This is a genomic window from Sodalinema gerasimenkoae IPPAS B-353, assembly GCF_009846485.1.
GTDB lineage: Bacteria > Cyanobacteriota > Cyanobacteriia > Cyanobacteriales > Geitlerinemataceae > Sodalinema > Sodalinema gerasimenkoae.
On the sequence record NZ_ML776472.1, the window covers coordinates 3,369,648 to 3,391,244 of the forward strand.

Below are 21,597 nucleotides of genomic sequence, written 5' to 3' on the forward strand. Positions count from 1 at the left end.
GGCTGGCGATCTCAGTCAATTGCTCATATCTCGCCCATCTTTGAAAACCTGTGTTATCCTAACAGCAGTAAGAACCCTGTGTTCTTAAGTTGTTTCACGATTTGGAGGTGATGTCCATGCAAGATAGTAGTAGTTGCAAGGGTCTCCAAATTGGACTTTGCCGGCTGTGTGCCGGGGCTGTTCTCTAAGCAATCGCTTGCGCCATTGGTGCTGTATTGTGCGTTGGAAGACAAACGAACTTAGAGTTCCTTCCGGCAGTCAGGTTCCAATTTGAAGATCCGCTAGACCGCTCTTACTGTTTGGTGCGTATTTCGTACTCACAAGTAAGAGCGGATAGTTTTTTGGGGGCAGGGAAGCCCCAAGCTAACTCAAGTCATTACTCAAACACAAAATCTTCAGGGCCGATCAGATCAAAGGGAGTGCTTTGTAAGACAGCCAGAGTAATATCTGTATTGGCAATGCGGATCAGGCTATTGTCACCACTGGGTTGAACAATAATATCAGAGGCATCAAAGCCGCCCAAAACCACCAACTTATCACCCCGGTCAGGACTAAAGTTGAGAATCAGATCCACCGAACCATCATCAGGAACCTCCAAGACAAAGGAGTCTGCGCCACTGCCACTGACGAGCACATCATTACCCAAATCTCCCTTGAGGCGGTTATTGCCAGCACTGCCATAGATGGTATCGTCACCTTTTCCACCGTAGATGGTGTCATCACCACGACCCCCATCAAGCAGGTCATTCCCTTCATTGCCAAAGATTAAATCATTCCCATCTCCTCCTTGGATGCGGTCATCCCCACCGCCACCGGCGATGATATCGTTACCCGCATTTCCGGTAATAATATCCGGGTCAACACCACCAATAATCGTGTCATTGCCTGACCCCCCATCAATGCGGTTCACACCGGAGTTACCAAAGATTAAGTCATCGGCAGAACTGCCCTTAATCATGTCGTTGCCACGGTTCCCATAGATAGTGTCATTACCGGGGCCCGCTTCAATATAATCATCCCCTGCACCACCAAAGATGAGATTGTTCCCGGCACGAGCGCGAATAAAGTCATTACCCTGGTTACCAAAGAGAGTATCGTCCCCTGTGCCCCCAAAGATATTATCGTTCCCTTCTAACCCAGCAATGGCATTATTGGCCCCATCCCGGGCCACGAGCGTGTTGGCATTGGCATCACCGATGAGAACAAAGTCTTCACTATCGGCGGGAACCTCCCGACTGTCGACCGTTGGATTGGGGCCGCGATCGGGAATGGGTGGAATTTGAATGGTGCTGCCGATATTGCCAAAAGGATTCTCGGGATCACGACGGCGTGCTTCCTCTTCTTCGGGAGTGCGCACACTGGGGGAGACAAGCACTTCCACCATAGCGGTGGAACGGTTGCCATCAATGTCTTCGATGGTGTACTCGAAGTAATCAAAGCCTTCAAAACCGGGTTTGGCCACATAGACGAGTTGATCCCCATCCCGAGTAATGGAGCCTTCGTTGAGTCCTTCGGTGTCAAAGGCGACAATGGAGACATTACTAAAGACTTCATCATTCTCCAGCACCGGAATCCGCAAGACTTGATCAGGACGAGTGCGGAAGGAGTCGTCTTGCGCTCTGGGGGGGTTAATGACGACGGTTGCGGTATCGGTGGCGCCGAGACTATCTTCAATGGTGTATTGGAAACGGTTAGGTCCGTTATAGCCACTCGGAGCGGTGTAGAGAATTTCTCCGGTGCTGAGGATGCTGAGGCGGCCACCCCGTCGGGGCAACTCATCAGTACTCTTGACGCTGATGGTATCCCCAAACGGTTCGTCGGGGTCACTGTCGTTGTCTAGGACAGCAATACGAATCGGTTGTGCGGCTGATTCACTAAAGGCGGTGACGTTGGAGGCGTTAGGGGGAGTGTTAACCGTAATGGTGACGTTGGCGCTGTCACTTCCCCCTAGGTTGGCGGCAATATAGCTAAAGGTGTCTTGTCCAATAAAGTCATTGGGGGCACGATAAACTAATGAGTCACCACTACGGCTAATACTGCCTCCGTTGTCGGTGCTGGCTTGGAAGTCGAGAATGGTGATGGGACCACCCTCGATGTTGGTGTCGTTCGCCAGAACTGGAATGGTGACGGATTCACCCCGTCGTACGTTGGCCTCGTTATCGTTGGCAACAACCGCTGTGTTTAAGCCTCGGATTTGAACGGTAACGGTTCCTGAGTTGGTCAGTCCACCGGGATCTTCTACGGTATATTGGAAGGTGTCCGTAATGGTTTGACCATCAGGGATGCGTTGAATCTCATCAACATTTCGAGGGTCATAGGTGTAGGTTCCATCCTCGTTGATGGTAACCGTTGCCCCCCGAGAACTGGTGTCGGGCCCGCTGAAAACGAGGTCATCGTCATCGTTGTCAATATCCGTGGCGTTTTGACGTAATGACTTACTATTGCCTGTGTTATTGACTACAAAGGTTTCAGTTTTTAGGATCGGCGGATCACCAATGCCAACAGAGAAATTTGAGGCGACTGGAGCTTCATTGACTCCCCGTATTTTAATAAGAGCAGTGCGATTTGGAAAGGTCGTTCCATCGGGACTGGCTCTGAAGTTCAATTCATCAATAATGAAGGTATCGTCATTGTTGGCTTGAAACTCTGGAAGCGCTCGGAAAACATCCAAATTTCTAGGATCGTAGTTAAATGTAGTTCCCGCTTGGAAATCAAGAGTTATTCCTCGTGCCGTTGTTACCTGTTCAGGAAAAAGTTCAGTGTCGCCATTCAGTCCCAGCAATTGGGCACGCGTAATTGCAAGCACTTGGTTGGCGGGGCTAGGACCTAAGTCAAAGGTTGGAAATACTTCCACAACCGATCGCCGTACGGACTCATCCAGCACCACCGCAGGAACTCGGCCCAGACCTTGCTGGACATCCAACTCCCAAGTACCGCCCAAACTGCTATGACCCACCACCTGAGTCGAGGCAGAAATCGTCGCCCCCGTCAGATGATGTAATTTTTCAATAAACTCCGCCCCCGCATCCCCAGCGGCCACCTGACAGCCATAGAGGGCGATCGCCCAATCTTCTTTGCCCTCACCCCAAGCCTGTACACCTGAAGACGTATCCCTCAGTCTCTGCAAATTCAGCTCACCGTTTCCCAGTCTCAGAGACCCCGGACAACCATGGGCAATAATATGCAATTCTTGTAAACCTGGCCGAGCGGCGATCGCCTCGGTAATCTGCCCCACTCCATCGCGATCGCCCCGCAGAATCAAGACCTCCACCCCAGAGCGCACCCCAGCCGCGAGAGATTGAACCGAGTCCACTCCAGCATCAAGAACAACGAGGCGAGAGGGAGAAAAAGCAAAAGAGGAATAGCGCATAACAGTTCTTAACTCGCGAAGAGTGAGTCAACGATGGAGAGTTAGGTCATCAGACATGGCGATCGCATCAGCCGAAGTACTGGGCAATCCATCCTATCCTAGCCTTTCCCTCCCCCGAGCGATCGCCCGACTACCTAGATCACAGTTCCAGCAAGGTAGACGAGTCAGAAAAGACGAGCCAACATTAGCTCAAACCTTTGCCCAGTGGCAGCTTAAGACGGTTTGTGCCCAGCTCCGGTTCCAATTTTTATGTTACAAATTGTGACAAGCATCCGGGGTCTCCCCAAAGCACGGCATAGCAATGCCTGTCTATCTTTGACCCCCTCAAACCCTAGGACTAACCCTGATGGGTGACACCCCCAGGGCGTATACCATAGGACACACCCTCAAAATCTCCCCCAGGGAATCTATCCCGTTAGCAAGAGAGAGCTACAATGGTGAAGCGGTCACGCAATCCGCAGCTGAACTGTTTGCCCTGCACAAGCCTCATGGAAGAAAACTTGGCAAAGTTGTACTGCCCCAATCCCACCTGTCAGGCTGTCAATGACGAACGCCACGAGTTTTGCCAAGTTTGTCGAACCCCCCTTCCCAAGCGTTATCTCTGGGCAATGGTCCTGCGCGATCCCGACGATAGCCAACTGAGTCGAGATTGGGATGACCTCGATCTCGGCGAAGTCTGGTGCGATCGCTACTGGCACAAAGGCGATCGCGTCGTCCTCGATACCCGCCCTGGCAACTTCCCTGATTTACCCGAAGTCGTCCCCCCCCAACTCGAACCCTATCTACGACTGTTCCCCTACCGTTGGCACGTCCCCCAACTCTACGGACGAGCCGGGGCCCCCTCACAACTCAAAGGGCGTTCAATCTGGCTCCTGGACGAAGCCCCCATTCGTTGCGGCCCCTCAGGGGTTTGGATCTTGCAACCGAGCCTCAAAGAAAAATGGGCCGACGCCTCCCCCCTGCGTCAACTCAACTGGCTTTGGCAAATGGCCCGTCTCTGGCAACCCTGCTGCCAAGAAGGAGTCGCCTCAAGTCTCCTGGACTACGATCGCCTGCGAGTCGAAGGGGGCATGGTGCGCCTCTCCCATCTCGCCGCTGATCTGCATCCTCAAACCCTCGATCGCCTCGGTCGCTTTTGGAGTGGTCTCATCGAACGCACCGCTCCCCCCATCCAAGACTACCTCAACCAACTGTGCCATCGCCTCATCGAAGGCAACATTAAAAGCGATCGCCAACTCATCACCGCCCTCGAACGGGCCATCCAAAAGGTGGGCGATCGCCACCGTTACCAAACCCGAGTCGCCGCTCGTACCGATCGCGGCCCCAGTCGCGCCCGCAACGAAGATGCCTGCTATCCCGTCAACGGTCAACGGGGCAGCTCCGAACAATATCCCCTAACCCTGGTTTGTGACGGCGTTGGCGGTCATGAGGGGGGAGATATCGCCTCCAACCTAGCCATCCACGTCGTTGAACAACAACTGCGTCCCTTCCGCGATCGTCGCCGTCCCCCCGAGCGCAACCACCTCCTGCAAGGGATTGAAGATGCCATCCTCAAAGCCAACGATGCCATCAGTGATCGCAACAACCAAGAACAACGCCATGGTCGCCAACGCATGGGAACCACCCTTGTCATGGCCCTAGCTCAAAAACAAGACCTCTACATCACCCATATCGGCGATAGTCGCGCTTATCTCATCACCCGTCATAATTGCTATCCCATCACCATCGATGACGACGTAGCCAGTCGTGAAGTGCGCCTTGGCTACGCCTTCTATCAAGAAGCCCTACAACGACCCGCCGCCGGCTCCCTCATCCAAGCCCTGGGCATGGGGTCCTCCAACAACCTCCACCCCACCACCACCCACTTTGTCATCGACGAGGATTGCATCTGTCTGCTCTGTTCCGACGGACTCAGCGACTATGATCGTGTTGAGCGCATTTGGCAACGGGAGATTCAGCCCCTGCTCAATCATGGAACCAACCTTCAGCAAGCTGTGGGCAAACTCATCGAGATTGCCAACAGTCAAAATGGCCATGACAATGTCACCATTTCCCTACTTCACCTCAGCGTTGAAAAAAAGCCCACCCATCTTCCCTCAACCCAAGATCTACTGAACTGCCTCGAAAAACTACCCCGCTCCCTGCCGCCAGATCGAGATGAAACCGTGGGCTTCCTCGGCGATGAGGACGATGCCGAAACCCAAACCCCCACCTCAAACGATCTTGCCCCAACTGAAGTTCAGCCGACCCCAAAACCCAACCAGCGAAACTGGCTGCGAATGACCCTGCTGATTGCGCTCCTCGCAGGAGTCCTCGGAGGCGTTGCCTATGCCCTCAGCCAGCAACAGGGGTCTGACAATGGGGTCACAGAACCGGACGCGGCCCCCACGGCTGTGCCTGAAGAGGAGGGAATTGCCGCTGAACTTGAAGATCCCACCCCCATCGGTGTCGGTGATATCCTGCGTTTCAACCGTCCCATCGAGCTTTATAGCACTCCAGGCACATCCGCTCCGCCCCGTACCTTTCCCAATGAAAATCAGTTTTTCATTGTTGAAACGATGCAGCGTCCTGATTCGGACTCCCCAGAATGGTTACAACTGACTCCCTGTAGCGTCTTGCCCTTCCCCGTCGGAGGTTGGGTAACCTTAGGAAATCTCAAGGATGCAGAATTTTCCTTAGTTGAGGAGATTCCCCCAAGCTGTAATGACGATAGAAATGACGACGAATAGGAGCTTCTTTAGCCACCAATACAATACAACCATGCTGCCTGGGATTATTTAAAATAAAAGGCTTTCAAGATTTTATTGTTTATTTTGAACTGTCTTTTTGTGGGTCCATATCGCCGCCATCCCCCAAAACAGCACTTCAGGATCAACCTGCCAATCTGACCCTAACTCGGGAGCAAGCTGGCCGAGACCGGCCGCCAACATCGCCCCGTCTCCTCCCGTAAACACCACGGCACTATCCGGAAACCGCTGGTACCAGGATTGAATAAATTGTTCAACCCCCGCCAATAACGTATAGATAATGCCACTGCGAATTGCCTCGCCGGTTTCTAAAGCCCAACGAGATGGAAGACCTAAATCTTGGGAGTTGTGCGTCTGGGGTAACGCCGTCCCCTCCCACAAGGCCCGGGATTGTAGCGCCACCCCTGGGGCGATCGCCCCTCCAACTAGTGATCGCCCTCCGTCAAACCCCGTCAGCGTCAGAGCCGTTCCTCCATCAACCACCAGAACCGGAAAGCCCCAACGTTCCCCGGCCCCTAACCCCGCCAAGCCCCGATCTAAACCAAACCCAGGATAAAGTCCTTGCAAGGGAAGGGAATCAGTTGTCAGACTGTACATTGGGCTGGTCTCAGGCAGAAACTGACATAGCAGTTGAAGCTGTTGGGGAACCACACTGGCGACGATTAGAGGCATCCCTGACCTTAACCATGACCACCATTGCCGTTGTGCCAGAGATGCCCTCGTCTCAGACGCTCTAAAATGAGGACTATGGCCCATCGCTGCGATCGCCCCAGCCTCAAACCGGGCCCAATGCAGGCGCGAGTTCCCCAGGGCGATCGCCAACCAAGCCTCTCGCTCGTCACCTTGGTGAGCCAGACTCATCACCTCCTCCTCTCTTGAGTCATATTCTAGACGTATCATTCGTGACATCCTCCCGATGCTCACCCTAGCGGGTAGAGCATCAGGCTCTCCCAACCTCACGATTGGATATTCCTGCCCCGCGCCACTTATCTAGGTCATAGACCCCCGATAGACCGACTTGACAGGCTGTTTCCGTTCCCCAGAGTCCCTGGGCTACTAGGTTATCTAGTCCATGATGCAAAACCATAACCATGACGGATCGACTCCGTTTTGCCAACGTTGTCCGAGCAAAATGTAACCTATCACGGATTGGCAAAGGATATAACCGGCGATCCCAGTTGCAAGTTCACATTTTTTTAAGGACAATAAGGGGAAATCAGCTATGCCCTGCGCTACCGTTTCGATAGACATCGCCGCATCAGGATGCACGCGGTTAAACCACTGAAATCTCCCTCATCTCCGTCATGAGGCATTTACTTTAACGTAATCCTCAATGTTTTAGTACCCCTGAATCCCCTATGTCTTTCTCCCTTCCCTCCACCAACCCGCGCCACAATAAAGGGTCTGACCCCGTCAATAGACCCTCCTCTAACCCTGTCAGCGGGGGGGAGTTAGAGCAAACATCCCAAACCACCCCAGAAACACCAGGGGATTCAACAATGGATTCAACGTTGGACTTGCAACGTCAAGTTCAAGTGGCCAACCTAATTAACAAAATCAACACAGAACTCAGTAGTACCCTAGAACTTGAAGCGATTCTGAACACCACCTGTCGTCTCCTCTGTCAGACCCTCAACTGTAGCCGGGCCAGTGTTATTGTGCAAGAAGACGGCAATCGGGATACCTTAGTGACCCGAGGTGAATACATTAATGGGGAGTATCCCAGCCAAATTGGCCTCAAAATTGAAGCCCAGGATAACACCCATATTCAGACGTTAATGTCTGAAGATACACCGGTTAGTGAGCGAGAAATGCTCCAATTTCCTGGATTAGGGGTTAAAGCCCGAGACGCCCTGGAGTCCCTACAAATCAAGTCCATGTTGGCCATCGCCACCCGTTATCAGGGTGAAGTCAACGGTATTCTTGGCCTGCATCAATGCGATCGCCCTCGCCAATGGGAAGCCTGGGAAGCCCAACTCTTGCAAGGGGTGGCCCGTCAATTAGGGATTGCTATTGATCGGGCCCGCTTATACCAAACCAGTCAGGAGGCGGCCGCCCAAGAAGCCTTTTTGCGGTTAGTCACCAACAAAATTCGGAATACCCTCGATGCTCAGACAATCCTGCAAACAGCCGTTGAAGGAGCGCGCCGTCTGCTTCAGGCCGATCGCGTTGTCATCTATCAGTTTCAGGATGACTGGAAAGGTCGAGTTGTCGTTGAAGATGTGACCGAGTCTTGGAGATCTGTCCTCGGAAATATGGGAGCCGATGATTGTTTCTCTGGGGAATATGCCCATTTATATCGAGAAGGACGAGTCCGGGCCATCAATAACATTGACACCGACTTAGATTTAGATGCGTGTCATGCCAACTTCTTGAGAAATTTGGATGTTAAAGCCAATTTAATTGTTCCAATTCTCATCGGTCAAAATCAAGAAGGAGATCTCCCAGAACTTTGGGGGCTTCTGATTGTGCATCAATGTAGGGGTCCCCGCCATTGGCGTATTCGGGAAAGCCATTTAATGTTGCAACTGTCGGATCAGATTGCGATCGCCATTCAACAAGCAGAATTATTTGCCCGTTCTCAGGCCCAGGCTGAACGAGAATCCCTCTTACGGCTCATGACTGAGCGAGTGCGGAGTACCTTAGACGTGCCAGAAATTCTACAAACGGCTGTGACCGGTATCCGAAGTCTATTAGATACTGATCGCGTGGTGGTGTATCAGTTTATCAACGGTCAACAGGGGAAATGGGATGGGGATGTAGTGGTTGAGGATGTTCGCCAGCCTCAATGGTCGATTATTCATCAAAAAACCTGTGATGATTGTTTTGGTGGAGAACATAGTCAACTCTATCTACAAGGGCGAGTTCGCGCCATTGATGATGTTGCCAATGACCCCGGACTTGACGACTGTCATCGTCAGTTTTTAAGTAGTATTTCGGTCAAGGCCAACTTGATTGTTCCCATTGTCACCAAACCCACCCACTGTCAACAAGGACAGCTCTATTTATGGGGATTACTCCTCGCCCAAGCCTGTGACGAACCTCGTCAATGGCAAGAGGGGGAAATTTCTTTATTGGGGCAATTAGCAGAACAAATTGCTATTGGTATTCAACAAGCCGAGTTGTACAATCAAACCAAAAAGCAAGCCCAAGAATTACAATCTACCCTAGACCGGCTGCAATCGACTCAGTTGCAGTTAATCCAAACTGAAAAACTTTCAGGATTGGGCAAAATGGCTGCCGGAGTCGCCCATGAAATCAATAACGCGAATAACTTTATTTTTGCTAATTTACACTATGTTCAAGAGTATGGCGATTCACTCCTGGAAGGCTTGGCATCGTTAAACACTGACACTGCCATCACCTTAAAAGAAGACTTAGACTTTGACTATATTCAGGAAGATTTCCCGAATATGCTCAAGTCCATGCGTGAGGGGAGTGAGCGAATTCATAATGTGGTGCGATCGCTGCAAACATTTTCCCATTTAAACGAAGCTGAAATCAAGCCCGTCAATCTCCATGAATGCCTAGAAAGTAGTTTATCCATGTTGCGGCTGCGCTTCCATGCCAACCTCACAATCGAGAAAGACTATAGCCAAGAGATGCCGCAAGTTGCCTGTTATCCTGGACAAGTCAATCAGGTCTTTTTCAACTTAATTGAAAATGCTTTAGATGCCCTAGACGAACAGGAGCAAGCCGGAGAGCTTCGCGTACGAACCGAGGTCTTATCAGAAGATTGGGTTCGCGTCTCTATTGCCGATAACGGGCCAGGGATTGCCCCAGAGATTCGCGATCGCATCTTCGATCCCTTCTTTACCACCAAAGCCGTGGGTTCAGGAACCGGCCTCGGGCTATCCACCTGCTATCAAGCGATTGTCCAGGGTCATCAGGGTAAACTGTATCTGAACGAGGCGTTTAACTCAGGGACTGAAATTTGTATCGAGTTACCCGTTCATCGCCGGGACTGCACCTAGCCGGGGCCTCGGGCGAAACCGGAGCGAGACCCCACGGAGAACTCCCAACTGCTATATTAATACCCTCAGAGATCTCACACTTGGGACGCGTCTATGGGCTTGATTCAGATACCACAGCTTCCACATTTATGTAGAACGTTACAGGGCAATTCAGGGGCCATGGCCCCCATCCTCAGCCTACTGCTGGCCCTACTCTGTAGCCTCGGGTTACTTCTCGGACACCCCGCCAACGCCCAAGCCGAGCCATCCCTCAGTGACGCCGTCATCGAGGAACTCGAACAGATCAGCGATCGCGCCCGCGAGGCTGCCCAACAGGGCAACTTTGAAGAAGCCGAAGCCCTCCTCAATGCCCTCATCGAACAAATCCCCCAAAACCCCGCCCTCTGGAGTAATCGTGGCAACGTGCGGGTGAGCCAAAACAAGCTCGAAGCCGCCCTAGACGACTACAATCACGCCATTGAACTGGCTCCCGAGTTCCCCGATACCTATCTCAACCGAGGAACCGCCTATGAAGCCCTAGGGCGTTGGTCTGAAGCCATCGCTGACTATAACCGCGTCTTAGAGCGATCAGCCGATGACGTCGCCGCTTACAACAACCGGGGCAACGCCAAAGCCGGACAGGGAGATTGGTCTGGGGCGATCGCCGACTACCGCCAAGCCATGGAACGGGCCCCTGATTTCGCCCTGGCCCGAGCCAACTACGCCCTGGCCCTCTACCAAAACCAACAGGCCGAGGACGCTCTGCAAGAGATGCGAAATCTCGTACGCCGTTATCCTCAGTTTGCCGATATGCGAGCCGCCCTCACCGCCGTCTTATGGGAGATGGGGAAACGGGGAGAAGCCGAAAGTAACTGGGTAGCCGCCGCTGGATTGGATGGCCGCTATCGCGATTTGGACTGGGTGCGAGGGGTTCGTCGTTGGCCCCCGCGCATGACTGAGGCCTTAGAGAACTTTCTCACCCTCGACAACCCCGCACGTTAGCCCACCAGCGGGTTATCCCGTTCCCGCCAATCCGCGTCATCATCCTCCTCCTGAATGCGATCGCGCTCCTCCTCCCGTTCCTCACGGAACTCCCGTAAATCGCGCTCCTCACGCTTCTCCTGGGCCCGTTGGGCGGACTCAAAAGCGCGATCGAGGTCAGTGCTACAATCAGTCCAGTAGCCCCCCGACTTGCGACGGCGTAAGATATCACGAACCGCACCGATGAGATCCGCAAAGGTATAGCCTTCGTTCTCAATCGCTTCGATGAGGGTTTCGAGTTCTTCAGAAAGAGCCTGACGTTTTCGTTTAGAAAGATTGCGAACTAAACCAACGTAGAGGGAGTCGTAATCATTCATCATTCGCTGTTATCCAGTGGAGTTCAAAAGTGCCAACATAAGTCTGGGAGGGTTTCACAGACCCCTCATTGATCATATCCCACTCCCGTCTCCGTCACCCCAATCTCTCGCCCTCAGACTGCACCCCTATCGCCGCTCAGCTCCCATCTCTTCCCAAACAAACCCATGAACTCTATTTTGGCTGCCATCCTGCTCTCGGCCATCGGTTATGCCGTCGCCGGGATTAAGATCATCAATCAAGGAAACCTCGCCCTCGTCGAGCGTTTAGGAAAATACGATCGCACCCTAGAGGCAGGATTAAGCTTTGTGGCCCCCGTCATCGAGAGTATCGTCTGGGAAGACACCACCCGCGAACAGTTTTGTCGCATTGAGCCTCAGCTTGCCATCACAAAAGATAACGTCTCCTTGGAAGTCTTGGCAGTGGTGTACTGGCGCATCTTTAACCTAGAGATGGCCTACTATGAAATTGAGGATGTCGCCGCCGCCCTACAAAACCGTGTCAGTACCATTATTGCCGCCGAAATTGGACGACGGGAACTCGACCGTACTGTGACGGCGCGATCGGAAATCAACCAAGTTCTCTTAGAACAAATTGAAGATGAAACCCATGAATGGGGCGTGAAAGTCTTACGGGTTGATATTCAGAAGATTAACCCCTCCGCCACCGTCTTAGAATCGATGGAAATTGAACGAGCCGCAGAAATCAAGAAACGGGCCTCGATTCTCGAAGCCGAAGGAACCGCTGAATATATGCGCTACATTGCCCGCGCCCTAGAGTCCCGTGAAAATGCCCGAGAGATTCTCCACTTTTTCATGACCCAACGCTATGTAGACTCCAGCTTTAAGCTCAGTCAAAGTGAAAACTCAAAAGTCGTCTTTATGGACCCCAAAGCTCTCTCAGAAGCCCTCGGCCCCATCCTCGGGGAGGACCTGCCCCACCCCAGTCCTCGCTCGAACGGGTCCCAGGAGAGTTAACCTCAACTTAAGAAATCTAAGCCTGTCCCGTCACCGAAAGTCCGTCCACTACTATCGAAGGGGTGTAACAGGAGCCATTCCAGCGGGCATCTCCCCCCAGGCGAATCACCTCCCGTAAGGCGGTGTATACATTGCCCGAGACCATCGTATCTTTGACTCGTCCTAGAACCTGGCCCTTCTCCACCCGGTAGCCGAGAGCCACATTGACCGAAAAGTCTCCCGATAGGCCGCCGCCTCCACCGAGAATTTCATCCACAATCAGGCCCTGATCTAACTGAGCGATTAACGCCTCCAACGACCCCGATCCTGGCTCAACCATCAAATTAAACAATCCCGGCGTGGGATAACTCGACAGTCCCGGACGAAAGCCATTCCCAGTACTCCCACTTCCCAAGCGCCGCCCAATCCGGCGATCGCAATAAAAGAGCTGTAACACACCCTCCTCGATGAAGGTTAAAGGACGAGTGGGGGTTCCTTCGTCGTCAAAGGGACAACTGTAAGGACCGAGGTGTGGCTGTTGGGACAGGGTAATCTGGGGAGAGAGCACCGGTTTATGAAGTTGAGAACTCCAGGGTGAAGCCTGTTCCAGGGCCTGTTTCCCATTTAAGGCCGCTTGGATCGTTCCCCAAAGCAAATCAGCGGCTTTAGCCGTAAACAGCACCGGGAGGCGACCACTCGGACAAGGCACATTCTCCTTGGCCCAGGCCAACCGTTGTAAAATCGGCTGAGTGATATGGGAGGGGTTGAGGCGATCGCGTTGGCTTTCCCCATCGGAGACACTGAGAAAGTCATCCCCTCGCACCCATTCCACCGCCAGATCACTACTGAGGGTAATGTCCGTATAGTGGCAGTTGAGTCCCGCCGTGTTGGCCAGGTGAGTTTCCTCATGATCACATTCCCAGGCGGCAGTACAGAGAATTTCTGGATAGCCCTCCCGGATTTGCTCAATACTCTCGCGGCCCCAACTCAGGAGTTGTTCCACAGAGACCGCTTGACCCACATCCAGATTAGAACTGGGATAGGGGGTCTGTAAATCCAGGGCTTCTGGCGGATTGAGGTGACTGATGCTCAAGGCGCGACGGACCAAGTCCTTAGGGGAAACCTCCCCATAGGCCACCGCCAGGCCCGGTTGTCCATGGCGCCAGATTCGCAGACTGGTTCCCTCCGACTCCACACTCTCAAGTTGTTTGAGGCGGTTGGCTTCAAAATACACCGGACGAGCGTGCGATCGCGATTGAAAGACCTCGGCCGCGTCTGCACCCTGTTTTAGGGCTAAATCTAGGAGTTGTTCGATCATCACGGAAGCTACCGGCTACAGCATAAAAAACAATACAAAATAGACAAAACAAATGTAAAAAAACAAGTCAAATCAAAGCTTTGATAAGTCGAGTTGTCTTATTTTGTATGACTCAGATTTTGTGTGACTCAACACCCTAAATCAGCCTCAGCGTAAGTTCAGTTCCGGGAGCAGCCAGAAACCGGCAAAGGCTTCCACCTCCGGGGAGGATTGAACCGCTAGGAAATGAGCACCCTGGGCATTGCCTTTCTGTTCCTCAAAGGTTTTCGCATCGTTGACACTGCGCTCCGTCGTTAGATCGGCTAACACCCAACTCGAGTCATCTTCTGTTTCTAAAATCAAACGGGGCCGAGGGGTTGGGACAAACTTAATAAAGCCGAGTTCCAACCCTGAAATCCAAGCCGCGATGGGGAAAGCACGGGGGGAGTAGATGACTAAGCCAGGAATCACCGTATCCCCGGAGAGGTTCAACAGTTCCAATGGAAAAGACTCGCCAAAATCAATCGTCCATTCTGGTAAATCGGCGAAATCAGCCGCCGCCAGGCTCACCATGGCCCATTTTTTCCCTTCTAGGGCATCGGGAAGGGGACGAGGCGCTTGAATTTCATAGCGGATTGAGGGCGATCGCACGGCCGCTTCTTCGTAGTCAGGATCTTGAGGATAGACCGTCGTCATCCGTTCTTCGAGCCATTGGTACAAGGCTAAGGTGCGGCGACTCACTTGAGCGTCTAGCCCCATATCCTTGCAGGCCTTGACGATCATATTGTTCATCTGTCGCCGAAAAAAGCGTACCTTCGTCGGGGGGGTCGAGGCTTCGGCCATCGCTTGGCTTAAGGCCTCCTTGAGCCAGGTGGAGTTCACCGTACTACTAGAGCAGTATTGGGAATAGCGAAAGAGGCTTTCAGGCGATCGCGATACCGATAAGGGACTTTCGCAAATCAGCAGTTCCCAGCGTTTTTTTTGAGTTTCGTCCACCAGAGGACGGGAGTAGAAGTCGAGTTCCCAGACAGTTCCCATGCCAAATGTTTAAATTGCCAAATTTCTAACGTGCTTACAGTTCCATCATAGGGGCTATTGCAACGCCAAATCTCCTCTAACGCCCATTGAGGCGTTTGAGGGTGTTGAGCGTATATTCAGACGAAGCGAAATCATCCTGTTTGCGGAATAGGGCTTCGGCAGTTTCTAAATCCGCAATGGCCCGCTCTAGCCGATCAAGTTCGAGATAGACCATGGCCCGATTATAAAAGGCTCTGGCGGACTCGGGTTGTAGGAGTAGGGTTTCATTCAGGTCGTCTAGGGCCGCGTCATAGTCTCGGAGTTGGAAGTAGAGACTGGCTCGACTGAAGTAAGCCTCTGGATACTCGGGGTTGAGGGTGATAGCGCGGTTGTAGTCCCGCAGGGCCGACTCGATTTCGCCGATGGCTTCGTAGGCTTGACTGCGATTGGTGTAGGTGCGGACATCGTTTGGGTCAAAGTCTAGGGCCTGGCTAAAATCAGCAATAGCCCCCTCGTAGTCGCCGAGTTGCAAGCGGGCGATCGCCCGTCCATGATAGCCTCGCGCCGTACTACCATACAGGCTAATCGCGCGGCTAAAGTTCTCCACCGCCGTCTCATAGTCCTCAACTTCTAAACTGGTTTGTGCTTGGGCGATCGCACTCAAATAAGGCTGACTCAATGCTGATTTACGCAGTTGTTCTTGTCGCCAGGAGGAACTCACCGCATCGGAGGAATCAGAACTTAAATTTTCGGTCAAACTGCGAGAGCGTACTGAGAACGCCACGGCCATCACCAGCAAACCGAGACCGAGGGTCAGGGTCGTGCGAACCTTGGGACTAAGACTCATGGGCAACATCATTGATTAGGGCAAGCTGAGATAGCGTTCTATCAGTAAGATAGCCACGATATCATCAATCGGTCGAGGCGGCAGTCGCAACCCTTGGGGAATAAGACGAGAAAATCCCCGAGGTGGATGCAGACGCCAATAGCGATCGCGAGCCTCTAAGGTACTATTTTGCTCGTTAACCGTAATGATCGTCAGCTGAGGAAGTTGTTGGCGAATCTGAGTTTGCCACTCCCGAGATGTGGTGCGATCGCCAATAATTAAAGTCGTGATTTGAAAGCGATTAGCCCAATCCTTGAGAGTATCGAGGGCGCGATCGCTCGGCACGACTTGGGCCTCCAACACCTCGCCACCGTCCCCCATCACAGCCACACCGCACTTATCGCGGCCTGGATCAAATCCCAGGAGGGGGCAGTGATTTAAGGAGTTCGCTGTCATAGAGGGCATCAAAACGGGGGCGTCAACAGGACGTTCAGGGCCTTTAAACGAAGTTTGCAATCCATGAGCAAGCCGAGCCGAATCCGAAAGTATGGGTTTAACTGTTAAGGATTGTATAGCATAGATCCAGACCTGACGTGCAACCCCCAGCCAGTTATGCCCACCACGCTTCCCAACGCCAACCCCATGGAAACTCTCCCTAGCCAAACCTACCACTGGCGGAACTACCGTTGTGCCTATTCCCTGCAACATCCTCCCCAATCGCAGGGAATCCCCCTACTACTGATTCATCCCATTGGCGTTGGCTTATCCCGCCACTTCTGGCAACGCTTCTGCCAAGAATGGCAACGTCAGGAGCAAACCAATCCCCTTTATCGAAAATTTTGGGTCTAAAACCCCGTCCTTCTAGGACGGCTTTTGACAATCCTGCTTTTTTGTGCCAAGATTGTCCGCACAACCGATGCCAACGGTGCGATGCTTGTTCTTGAGTTCAAAATCAAAGGGAAGCCCCACCAATACGCGGCGATTGACGAAGCGATCCGAACCGCACAGTTCGTTCGTAACAAGGCACTGCGCTATTGGATGGATACCCCTGGGGTCAACAAATACGACCTTAACAAGTACTGTCGGGTACTCGCCCGAGAGTATGACTTTGCTCGAGAACTCAACAGCACGGCTCGTCAAGCTTCAGCAGAACGTGCTTGGTCGGCAATTTCTCGATTTTTCGAGAACTGTCGCCAGTCTGTTCCTGGCAAGAAGCGGTGCGACCCCGCGCCGTCGTACGGCGCCAGGGAACGCGCACCAAGAGAAGGATATCCCAGGTTCAAGAAAAACGGTCGTTCTGTCGAGTACAAAACTTCCGGTTGGAAGTTACTCGACCCCAAACACATTGTCTTTACCGACAAGAAAGGGATCGGACGACTCAAGTTAATTGGAACTTGGGATTTGGCGTTTTACGGTACAGAACAAATCAAACGGGTTCGACTGGTTCGCAGAGCCGATGGCTATTACGCTCAGTTCTGCGTCAAAGTAGAGGTTCGAGAAGAACTCAAACCGTCAGGAAATACCGTGGGTTTAGATGTCGGACTCCTTGAGTTCTACACCGATTCCAACGGGGAGTGCGAACCGAACCCGAGGTTTTACCGAAACGCCGAGAAAAAGCTCAAACGCGCTCACCGAAGGGTGAGTAAAAAACAGAAAGGCTCTGCTAACCGAAAAAAAGCCGTCAATCGACTCGGACGAGTACACCTCAAAATAAGTCGGCAACGTGAGGAACACGCCAAGAGACTGGCGCGTTGCGTAATCCAATCTAACGATCTGGTGGCCTACGAAAATTTGAGGATACAGAATCTGGTGAGAAACCACTGTCTCGCCAAGTCGATTCACGATGCTGGTTGGTATCAATTTAGGAAATGGTTAGAGTATTTTGGAGTGAAATTCGGCAGGATAACTGTAGCGGTGAACCCTGCCTATACCTCTCAAAAATGCTCGAGTTGCGGCACGGTGGTCAAGAAAAGTCTCTCGACTCGAACTCACGTTTGTCAGTGTGGTTGTGAGTTAGACAGAGACCACAACGCTGCCATCAACATCCTGAACGCTGCCTTAAGTACGGTAGGGCATACCGGAACTTGGGTCTTAGACCCAAACGCTTCTGGAGATTTGACCGCTACTTTGGCTGGTGCAAACCTGTCAGGGCAAGTCGGATCGTTGAAGGAAGAATCCCCACGCCTTTAGGCTGGGGAGTGTCAAATTCCCGATCTACTCGGCTGCGGCGAGAGCGAGATGCCTCGGATTGCCTATCGTCCCGAGGATTGGTCGAACCAACTCTACCATTTCCTCAAAACTGTGATTCAGCAGCCGGTCATCCTCGTCGCCCAGGGGGCCCTATCCACCGTCGCCCTACGCCTGGCCCAACAAGCCCCCAACCACGTAGCGGGCCTCGTCTTGTCGGGTCCCCCCGCCTGGGAAGTCATGACTCGTGCCAGCGAACCCAGCCAAAATCAACTCCTCTGGAACCTCTTTTTCGATACCCCCCTAGGCTGGGCATTCTACCGCTATGCCCGCCGAGAAGCCTTTTTGCGATCGTTCTCTCAAGACAAACTCTTTGCCCAAGCCAAGGACGTGGATGAGAACTGGTTGGACACCTTGCAGCAAGGGGCCGCCGATGTCGCCAGTCGCCATGCCGTCTTTTCCTTCCTCGCCGGTTTCTCGCGTCAAGACTACGGCCCCGCCATCCGCCAACTGCAACAACCGGTTCAGGTACTATTCGGGGAAGCCGCATCTGGCATCAGCAAGCGCGGCAAAAATGACTCTGCCCAAAAGCGTCTCCAGGACTATCTCAGCCAACTCCCCAATGCTCAAGGAACCGTGATTCCTGGGCGAAACGTCATGCCCTACGAAGAACCCGAAGCCTTTGTTCGCGAGACCGCCGCCTTCGTCCAGCGGCAGCCGTCCCCTTAATCCTCGGGGTCTAAGCCTGCGGCCCGCAACTGGGCCAGCAGTCGCTCGGCCCGTTGCTGCTCGGCATCAGCCCGTTGCCGCTCTCGCTCAACCTGCTCAATGCCCCACAGGAGGAGTTGCTCCTGCTCATCCCACCAGCGTAGCCACCAGCTATCCCGATTCTCACGGCATCCTCGCCAAGACCCGAGGAACAACTCCATCTGAGGAATCCAAAAACGGCCATTCTCATCCGCTGAATCCAGTTGATAGGCTTGGTTCTCATCGAGGCGGTAGAGTTCCAAGCTTCCCGACTCCAGGTCAAAAATGCCATAGTTGGGAACCTGTAGGATTTTCTCGTAAAAGAAAAACTTACCGGGAGGATAGGTCTCTTTGATGGAATATTCCTCGGCCGCTTGGTTGGAAAGAAACTCTAACACTAAGACAGGAGGATCTCCCTGGAGGTTGGGGGTGTAGCTACGGACCACCTCCTCTCGGGTCACCGTAATGTTCATAAAGGCCCAGTCCGGCGCTTTAATGACCAACTGCCCGTCTAGGGTGGCGCAAATGCCGTAGTTCGTCGAAGCCAGGGCTGTCTCGGGAAGTCGTCCCGCAAGCTGGAGACTTTCGGTGAGGGCGGCCGCTAAAGCCGGTTGATTGATTTTGTCCACAGGCTCGTCGGGCAGCACCGCATCATCCGGTAACAGATCCCAAGTCACGTTGTAGGAGCGGGAGGTTGCTAACATGACGATTCGTGCCGTTTGTAGAAGGGGCGAATGGATTAACCTAATTCGATTATACGGCCTGGCTCTTCTCCTTATGTGTAGTCAAATCAACTAAGACTAACTCTGCAATCAATAATCCTTTTGAGTAAATAGATTTATACATAAACACCGCCTAATTTAAACTGTCTATTTTTTAAGATAATCGGTCACCCCTCGTAATTCTTAAAGAGATACGTTAATTTCTAACCAGGGTGAGCGTGAACTCGGCATGAGCCACACCGAGATGAATCGCTCCCTAAGACCGAGATCTCAAAAAACCTAACCATCAAGGAGTTAATAAACTATGGCATTACTGAGTAGCACCGAGATTCAAAGCAAAGCTGGCCAACTCTCAGATTGGACGGTTGAAGGTAAAGAACTGAAACGAACCTTTGAGTTCAAAGATTTTTTGCAAGCGATGGATTTTGTCAACAAACTGGTCGAACCGGCTGAAGCCGCCGGACATCATCCCGATTTGAGCATTTCCTACAACAAGGTCACCGTCAGCCTCACCAGTCATGATGCCGGGGGATTGACGGAGAGTGACTTTGAGATGGCCAAAACGATCTCGGCACTCTGATTAGGGCGCTTCACAGAGTCAGATTTTCCGCTAGGATAGGTCAACCTTAGCCGGGAGAGATTACCCTGGGCGATCGCCAAGCCTGTGAGAACCAAAATCGCTCTGAGTGCTATGATTTTGGCAGCTCCTCCCGGTGGCCAGTTCCTCCCCATATAACGATGGTAGTTCCTGATCCTAACTTTCTCAGTGATGATGGTGAGCATCTCCAGTTCATTGAGCAGTTGTTTGATATCGGAGCCGCTCTATCGAGCCGTTACGACCTCTCAGAACTGCTAGATCTGATTCTCTGCAAAAGCCGGGAAATGACCTGTAGTGATGCCGGTAGCCTCTATCTAGTCGATCGCAGTTGCCCAGAGTTTCCCGTTTTGCTGTTTAAGGCGGCTCAAAATGACTCCCGTCCCTCCGTCTCGTTCCGGGAGTTTGCGATGCCTCTGACGAAGGAGAGTATCGCCGGTTATGTGGCGTTAACGGGGGAATCTCTGAATCTTGCCGATGCCTATCGTCCCCCCGATGACGCTCCCTATCGCTTCAACCGCAACTTTGATGTCGATATTGGCTATTGCACCCGCTCGATGTTGGCCATTCCCATGCGTAACCGCCATGGGGAAACCATCGGTGTTCTACAACTGCTCAATCGTAAAGTTCGCGCTGATATCATCCTACGTCCAGACAATGTTGTCGAGTCTACTCAGCCCTATACTCGCTGGGAACGTCGAATTGTGCAATTCCTTGCCAGTCAGGCGGGAATTTCCATTGAGCGAAATCATCTGCAAACCAATATCGAACAATTATTTGAGGGCTTTATTCGCACCTCAATCCAGGCCATTGAAATGCGAGACCCCTGTACCTCAGGCCATTCGGCACGAGTTGCTCAGTTGTCGGTTCGTCTCATGGAAGAGGTGAACAAGAGCCATACCGGGGTTTGGCAGGATATTCACTTCAGTGAGTCCCAAAAACAGGAGCTTCGCTATGCTGCCTTACTCCATGATTTTGGCAAAATTGGTGTTCCTGAAGCCATCCTAGTGAAAGAGAAGAAACTCTATCCCTATCAACTCGATGTGATTCGTCATCGCTTTGGGGTTGCCCGACGAACCCTAGAACTCGATGCAATACAGGCGAAGTATCGCCATCTGCTCCCTGACACTGACCCAGAAGACCCGCCCGAGACATGCTCCCATTGTCAGGCAAGCGCCCAACTGGATGAGGAATTATCGCAACAGTTAAGGCAACTGGATCACTATTGGCAAATTATTGAGTTAGCCGATACGCCTCAACGGTTAGAGGATGACAGCTTAGGGTTGCTCGATGAGATTGCTCAGCACCACTATCGCGATATCGACGGGAATTTTAAGCCCTTGATTACGGCAGAAGAGTTCGAGCAACTGCGGGTGTTATATGGCAATCTCACGAAGCAAGAACGAACTCAGATGGAAGACCATGTTCGTCAAACCTATGAGTTCTTGAATCAAATTCCTTGGACGCAAAACTTAGTCAATATTCCACAAATTGCGTTTGCTCATCATGAAAAACTCAATGGCAGTGGCTATCCTAAAGGCTTGAAAGCCGAAGAGATTCCCCTGCAAACTCAGATGATGACCATTGCTGATATTTATGATGCTCTCACCGCTGGCGATCGCCCCTATAAAACCGGGCAGTCGGTTCGTGAGGCATTGACAATTTTAGATCAAGAAGCGAGCAAGTATCATGTCAATGCCGATTTACTAACTCTATTTAAGGAACGTGAAGTCTTTAGGATTTTGGGTCATACCCTAGACCCCCTCCCAGAAATTAGGGATGATGGCAATGAGTCCTAAACGGGGGACTACCTCAATGACGGTA

Annotated in this window: 17 protein-coding genes; 9 read left to right on the forward strand and 8 right to left on the reverse strand. The window is 52.3% G+C overall.

Going from position 1 to position 21,597, the window contains the following annotated elements; translation table 11 throughout:
* Positions 1 to 376: 376 nt before the first annotated feature.
* Positions 377 to 3,370, reverse strand: coding sequence for an Ig-like domain-containing protein (locus L855_RS14640; RefSeq protein WP_159789217.1), 2,994 nt, complete (start codon positions 3,368 to 3,370; stop codon positions 377 to 379).
* A gap of 488 nt (positions 3,371 to 3,858) precedes the next feature.
* Here L855_RS14640 and L855_RS14645 point away from each other — a divergent pair, with 488 nt between their 5' ends.
* Positions 3,859 to 6,099, forward strand: coding sequence for a PP2C family protein-serine/threonine phosphatase (locus L855_RS14645; RefSeq protein ID WP_159789219.1), 2,241 nt, complete (start codon positions 3,859 to 3,861; stop codon positions 6,097 to 6,099).
* 72 nt (positions 6,100 to 6,171) lie between these two features.
* Here L855_RS14645 and L855_RS14650 read toward each other — a convergent pair whose 3' ends face one another.
* Complete coding sequence (locus tag L855_RS14650) at positions 6,172 to 7,017, reverse strand: pantothenate kinase (protein ID WP_246198887.1); 846 nt, start codon at positions 7,015 to 7,017, stop codon at positions 6,172 to 6,174.
* 599 nt (positions 7,018 to 7,616) lie between these two features.
* Here L855_RS14650 and L855_RS14655 point away from each other — a divergent pair.
* Together L855_RS14655 and L855_RS14660 are read left to right on the forward strand one after the other, a co-directional pair.
* Complete coding sequence (locus L855_RS14655) at positions 7,617 to 10,091, forward strand: GAF domain-containing sensor histidine kinase (RefSeq protein ID WP_159789221.1); 2,475 nt, start codon at positions 7,617 to 7,619, stop codon at positions 10,089 to 10,091.
* Between the two features lie 159 nt (positions 10,092 to 10,250).
* Positions 10,251 to 11,072 (forward strand): tetratricopeptide repeat protein, encoded by an 822-nt coding sequence (locus L855_RS14660; RefSeq protein WP_159789223.1) that lies wholly within the window; start codon positions 10,251 to 10,253, stop codon positions 11,070 to 11,072.
* On the opposite strand, the gene L855_RS14665 is transcribed toward L855_RS14660, so the two are convergent.
* On the reverse strand, positions 11,069 to 11,431 hold the full coding sequence (locus tag L855_RS14665; RefSeq protein WP_159789225.1) for a hypothetical protein: 363 nt from the start codon (positions 11,429 to 11,431) through the stop codon (positions 11,069 to 11,071). The genes L855_RS14660 and L855_RS14665 overlap by 4 nt on opposite strands.
* 162 nt (positions 11,432 to 11,593) lie before the next feature.
* Between L855_RS14665 and L855_RS14670 the strand changes: the two genes are divergently transcribed.
* Complete coding sequence (locus L855_RS14670; protein WP_159789227.1) at positions 11,594 to 12,403, forward strand: SPFH domain-containing protein; 810 nt, start codon at positions 11,594 to 11,596, stop codon at positions 12,401 to 12,403.
* A 16-nt stretch (positions 12,404 to 12,419) separates the two neighbouring features.
* Here L855_RS14670 and L855_RS14675 read toward each other — a convergent pair whose 3' ends face one another.
* The 4 genes from L855_RS14675 to L855_RS14690 form a co-directional block, all read right to left on the reverse strand.
* Positions 12,420 to 13,700, reverse strand: coding sequence for a TldD/PmbA family protein (locus L855_RS14675; protein WP_159791122.1), 1,281 nt, complete (start codon positions 13,698 to 13,700; stop codon positions 12,420 to 12,422).
* A 147-nt stretch (positions 13,701 to 13,847) separates the two neighbouring features.
* Positions 13,848 to 14,717 carry a Tab2/Atab2 family RNA-binding protein gene (locus L855_RS14680; protein ID WP_159789229.1) on the reverse strand — a complete coding sequence of 290 codons (870 nt, stop codon included), beginning with the start codon at positions 14,715 to 14,717 and terminating at the stop codon, positions 13,848 to 13,850.
* A 76-nt stretch (positions 14,718 to 14,793) separates the two neighbouring features.
* On the reverse strand, positions 14,794 to 15,543 hold the full coding sequence (locus tag L855_RS14685) for a tetratricopeptide repeat protein (protein ID WP_159789231.1): 750 nt from the start codon (positions 15,541 to 15,543) through the stop codon (positions 14,794 to 14,796).
* 15 nt (positions 15,544 to 15,558) lie between these two features.
* Positions 15,559 to 15,978, reverse strand: coding sequence for a pre-16S rRNA-processing nuclease YqgF (locus L855_RS14690; RefSeq protein WP_159789233.1), 420 nt, complete (start codon positions 15,976 to 15,978; stop codon positions 15,559 to 15,561).
* A gap of 156 nt (positions 15,979 to 16,134) precedes the next feature.
* On the opposite strand from L855_RS14690, the gene L855_RS14695 reads away from it, so the two are divergent.
* From L855_RS14695 to L855_RS14705, 3 genes are all read left to right on the forward strand, one after another.
* Complete coding sequence (locus L855_RS14695; RefSeq protein WP_219729924.1) at positions 16,135 to 16,371, forward strand: hypothetical protein; 237 nt, start codon at positions 16,135 to 16,137, stop codon at positions 16,369 to 16,371.
* 81 nt (positions 16,372 to 16,452) lie between these two features.
* On the forward strand, positions 16,453 to 17,712 hold the full coding sequence (locus L855_RS14700) for an RNA-guided endonuclease InsQ/TnpB family protein (RefSeq protein ID WP_159791123.1): 1,260 nt from the start codon (positions 16,453 to 16,455) through the stop codon (positions 17,710 to 17,712).
* Between the two features lie 48 nt (positions 17,713 to 17,760).
* On the forward strand, positions 17,761 to 18,438 hold the full coding sequence (locus L855_RS14705) for an alpha/beta fold hydrolase (protein WP_159789235.1): 678 nt from the start codon (positions 17,761 to 17,763) through the stop codon (positions 18,436 to 18,438).
* Here L855_RS14705 and L855_RS14710 read toward each other — a convergent pair.
* Positions 18,435 to 19,160 (reverse strand): Uma2 family endonuclease, encoded by a 726-nt coding sequence (locus tag L855_RS14710; RefSeq protein ID WP_159789237.1) that lies wholly within the window; start codon positions 19,158 to 19,160, stop codon positions 18,435 to 18,437. The two genes, L855_RS14705 and L855_RS14710, sit on opposite strands and share 4 nt — an antisense overlap.
* A 322-nt stretch (positions 19,161 to 19,482) precedes the next feature.
* On the opposite strand from L855_RS14710, the gene L855_RS14715 reads away from it, so the two are divergent.
* Both L855_RS14715 and L855_RS14720 read left to right on the forward strand, forming a co-directional pair.
* The gene (locus tag L855_RS14715; RefSeq protein ID WP_159789239.1) at positions 19,483 to 19,758 is read left to right on the forward strand and encodes a 4a-hydroxytetrahydrobiopterin dehydratase; all 276 of its coding nucleotides are present in this window, start codon (positions 19,483 to 19,485) and stop codon (positions 19,756 to 19,758) included.
* A gap of 158 nt (positions 19,759 to 19,916) precedes the next feature.
* The gene (locus tag L855_RS14720; RefSeq protein WP_159789241.1) at positions 19,917 to 21,572 is read left to right on the forward strand and encodes an HD domain-containing phosphohydrolase; all 1,656 of its coding nucleotides are present in this window, start codon (positions 19,917 to 19,919) and stop codon (positions 21,570 to 21,572) included.
* Positions 21,573 to 21,597: the final 25 nt, after the last annotated feature.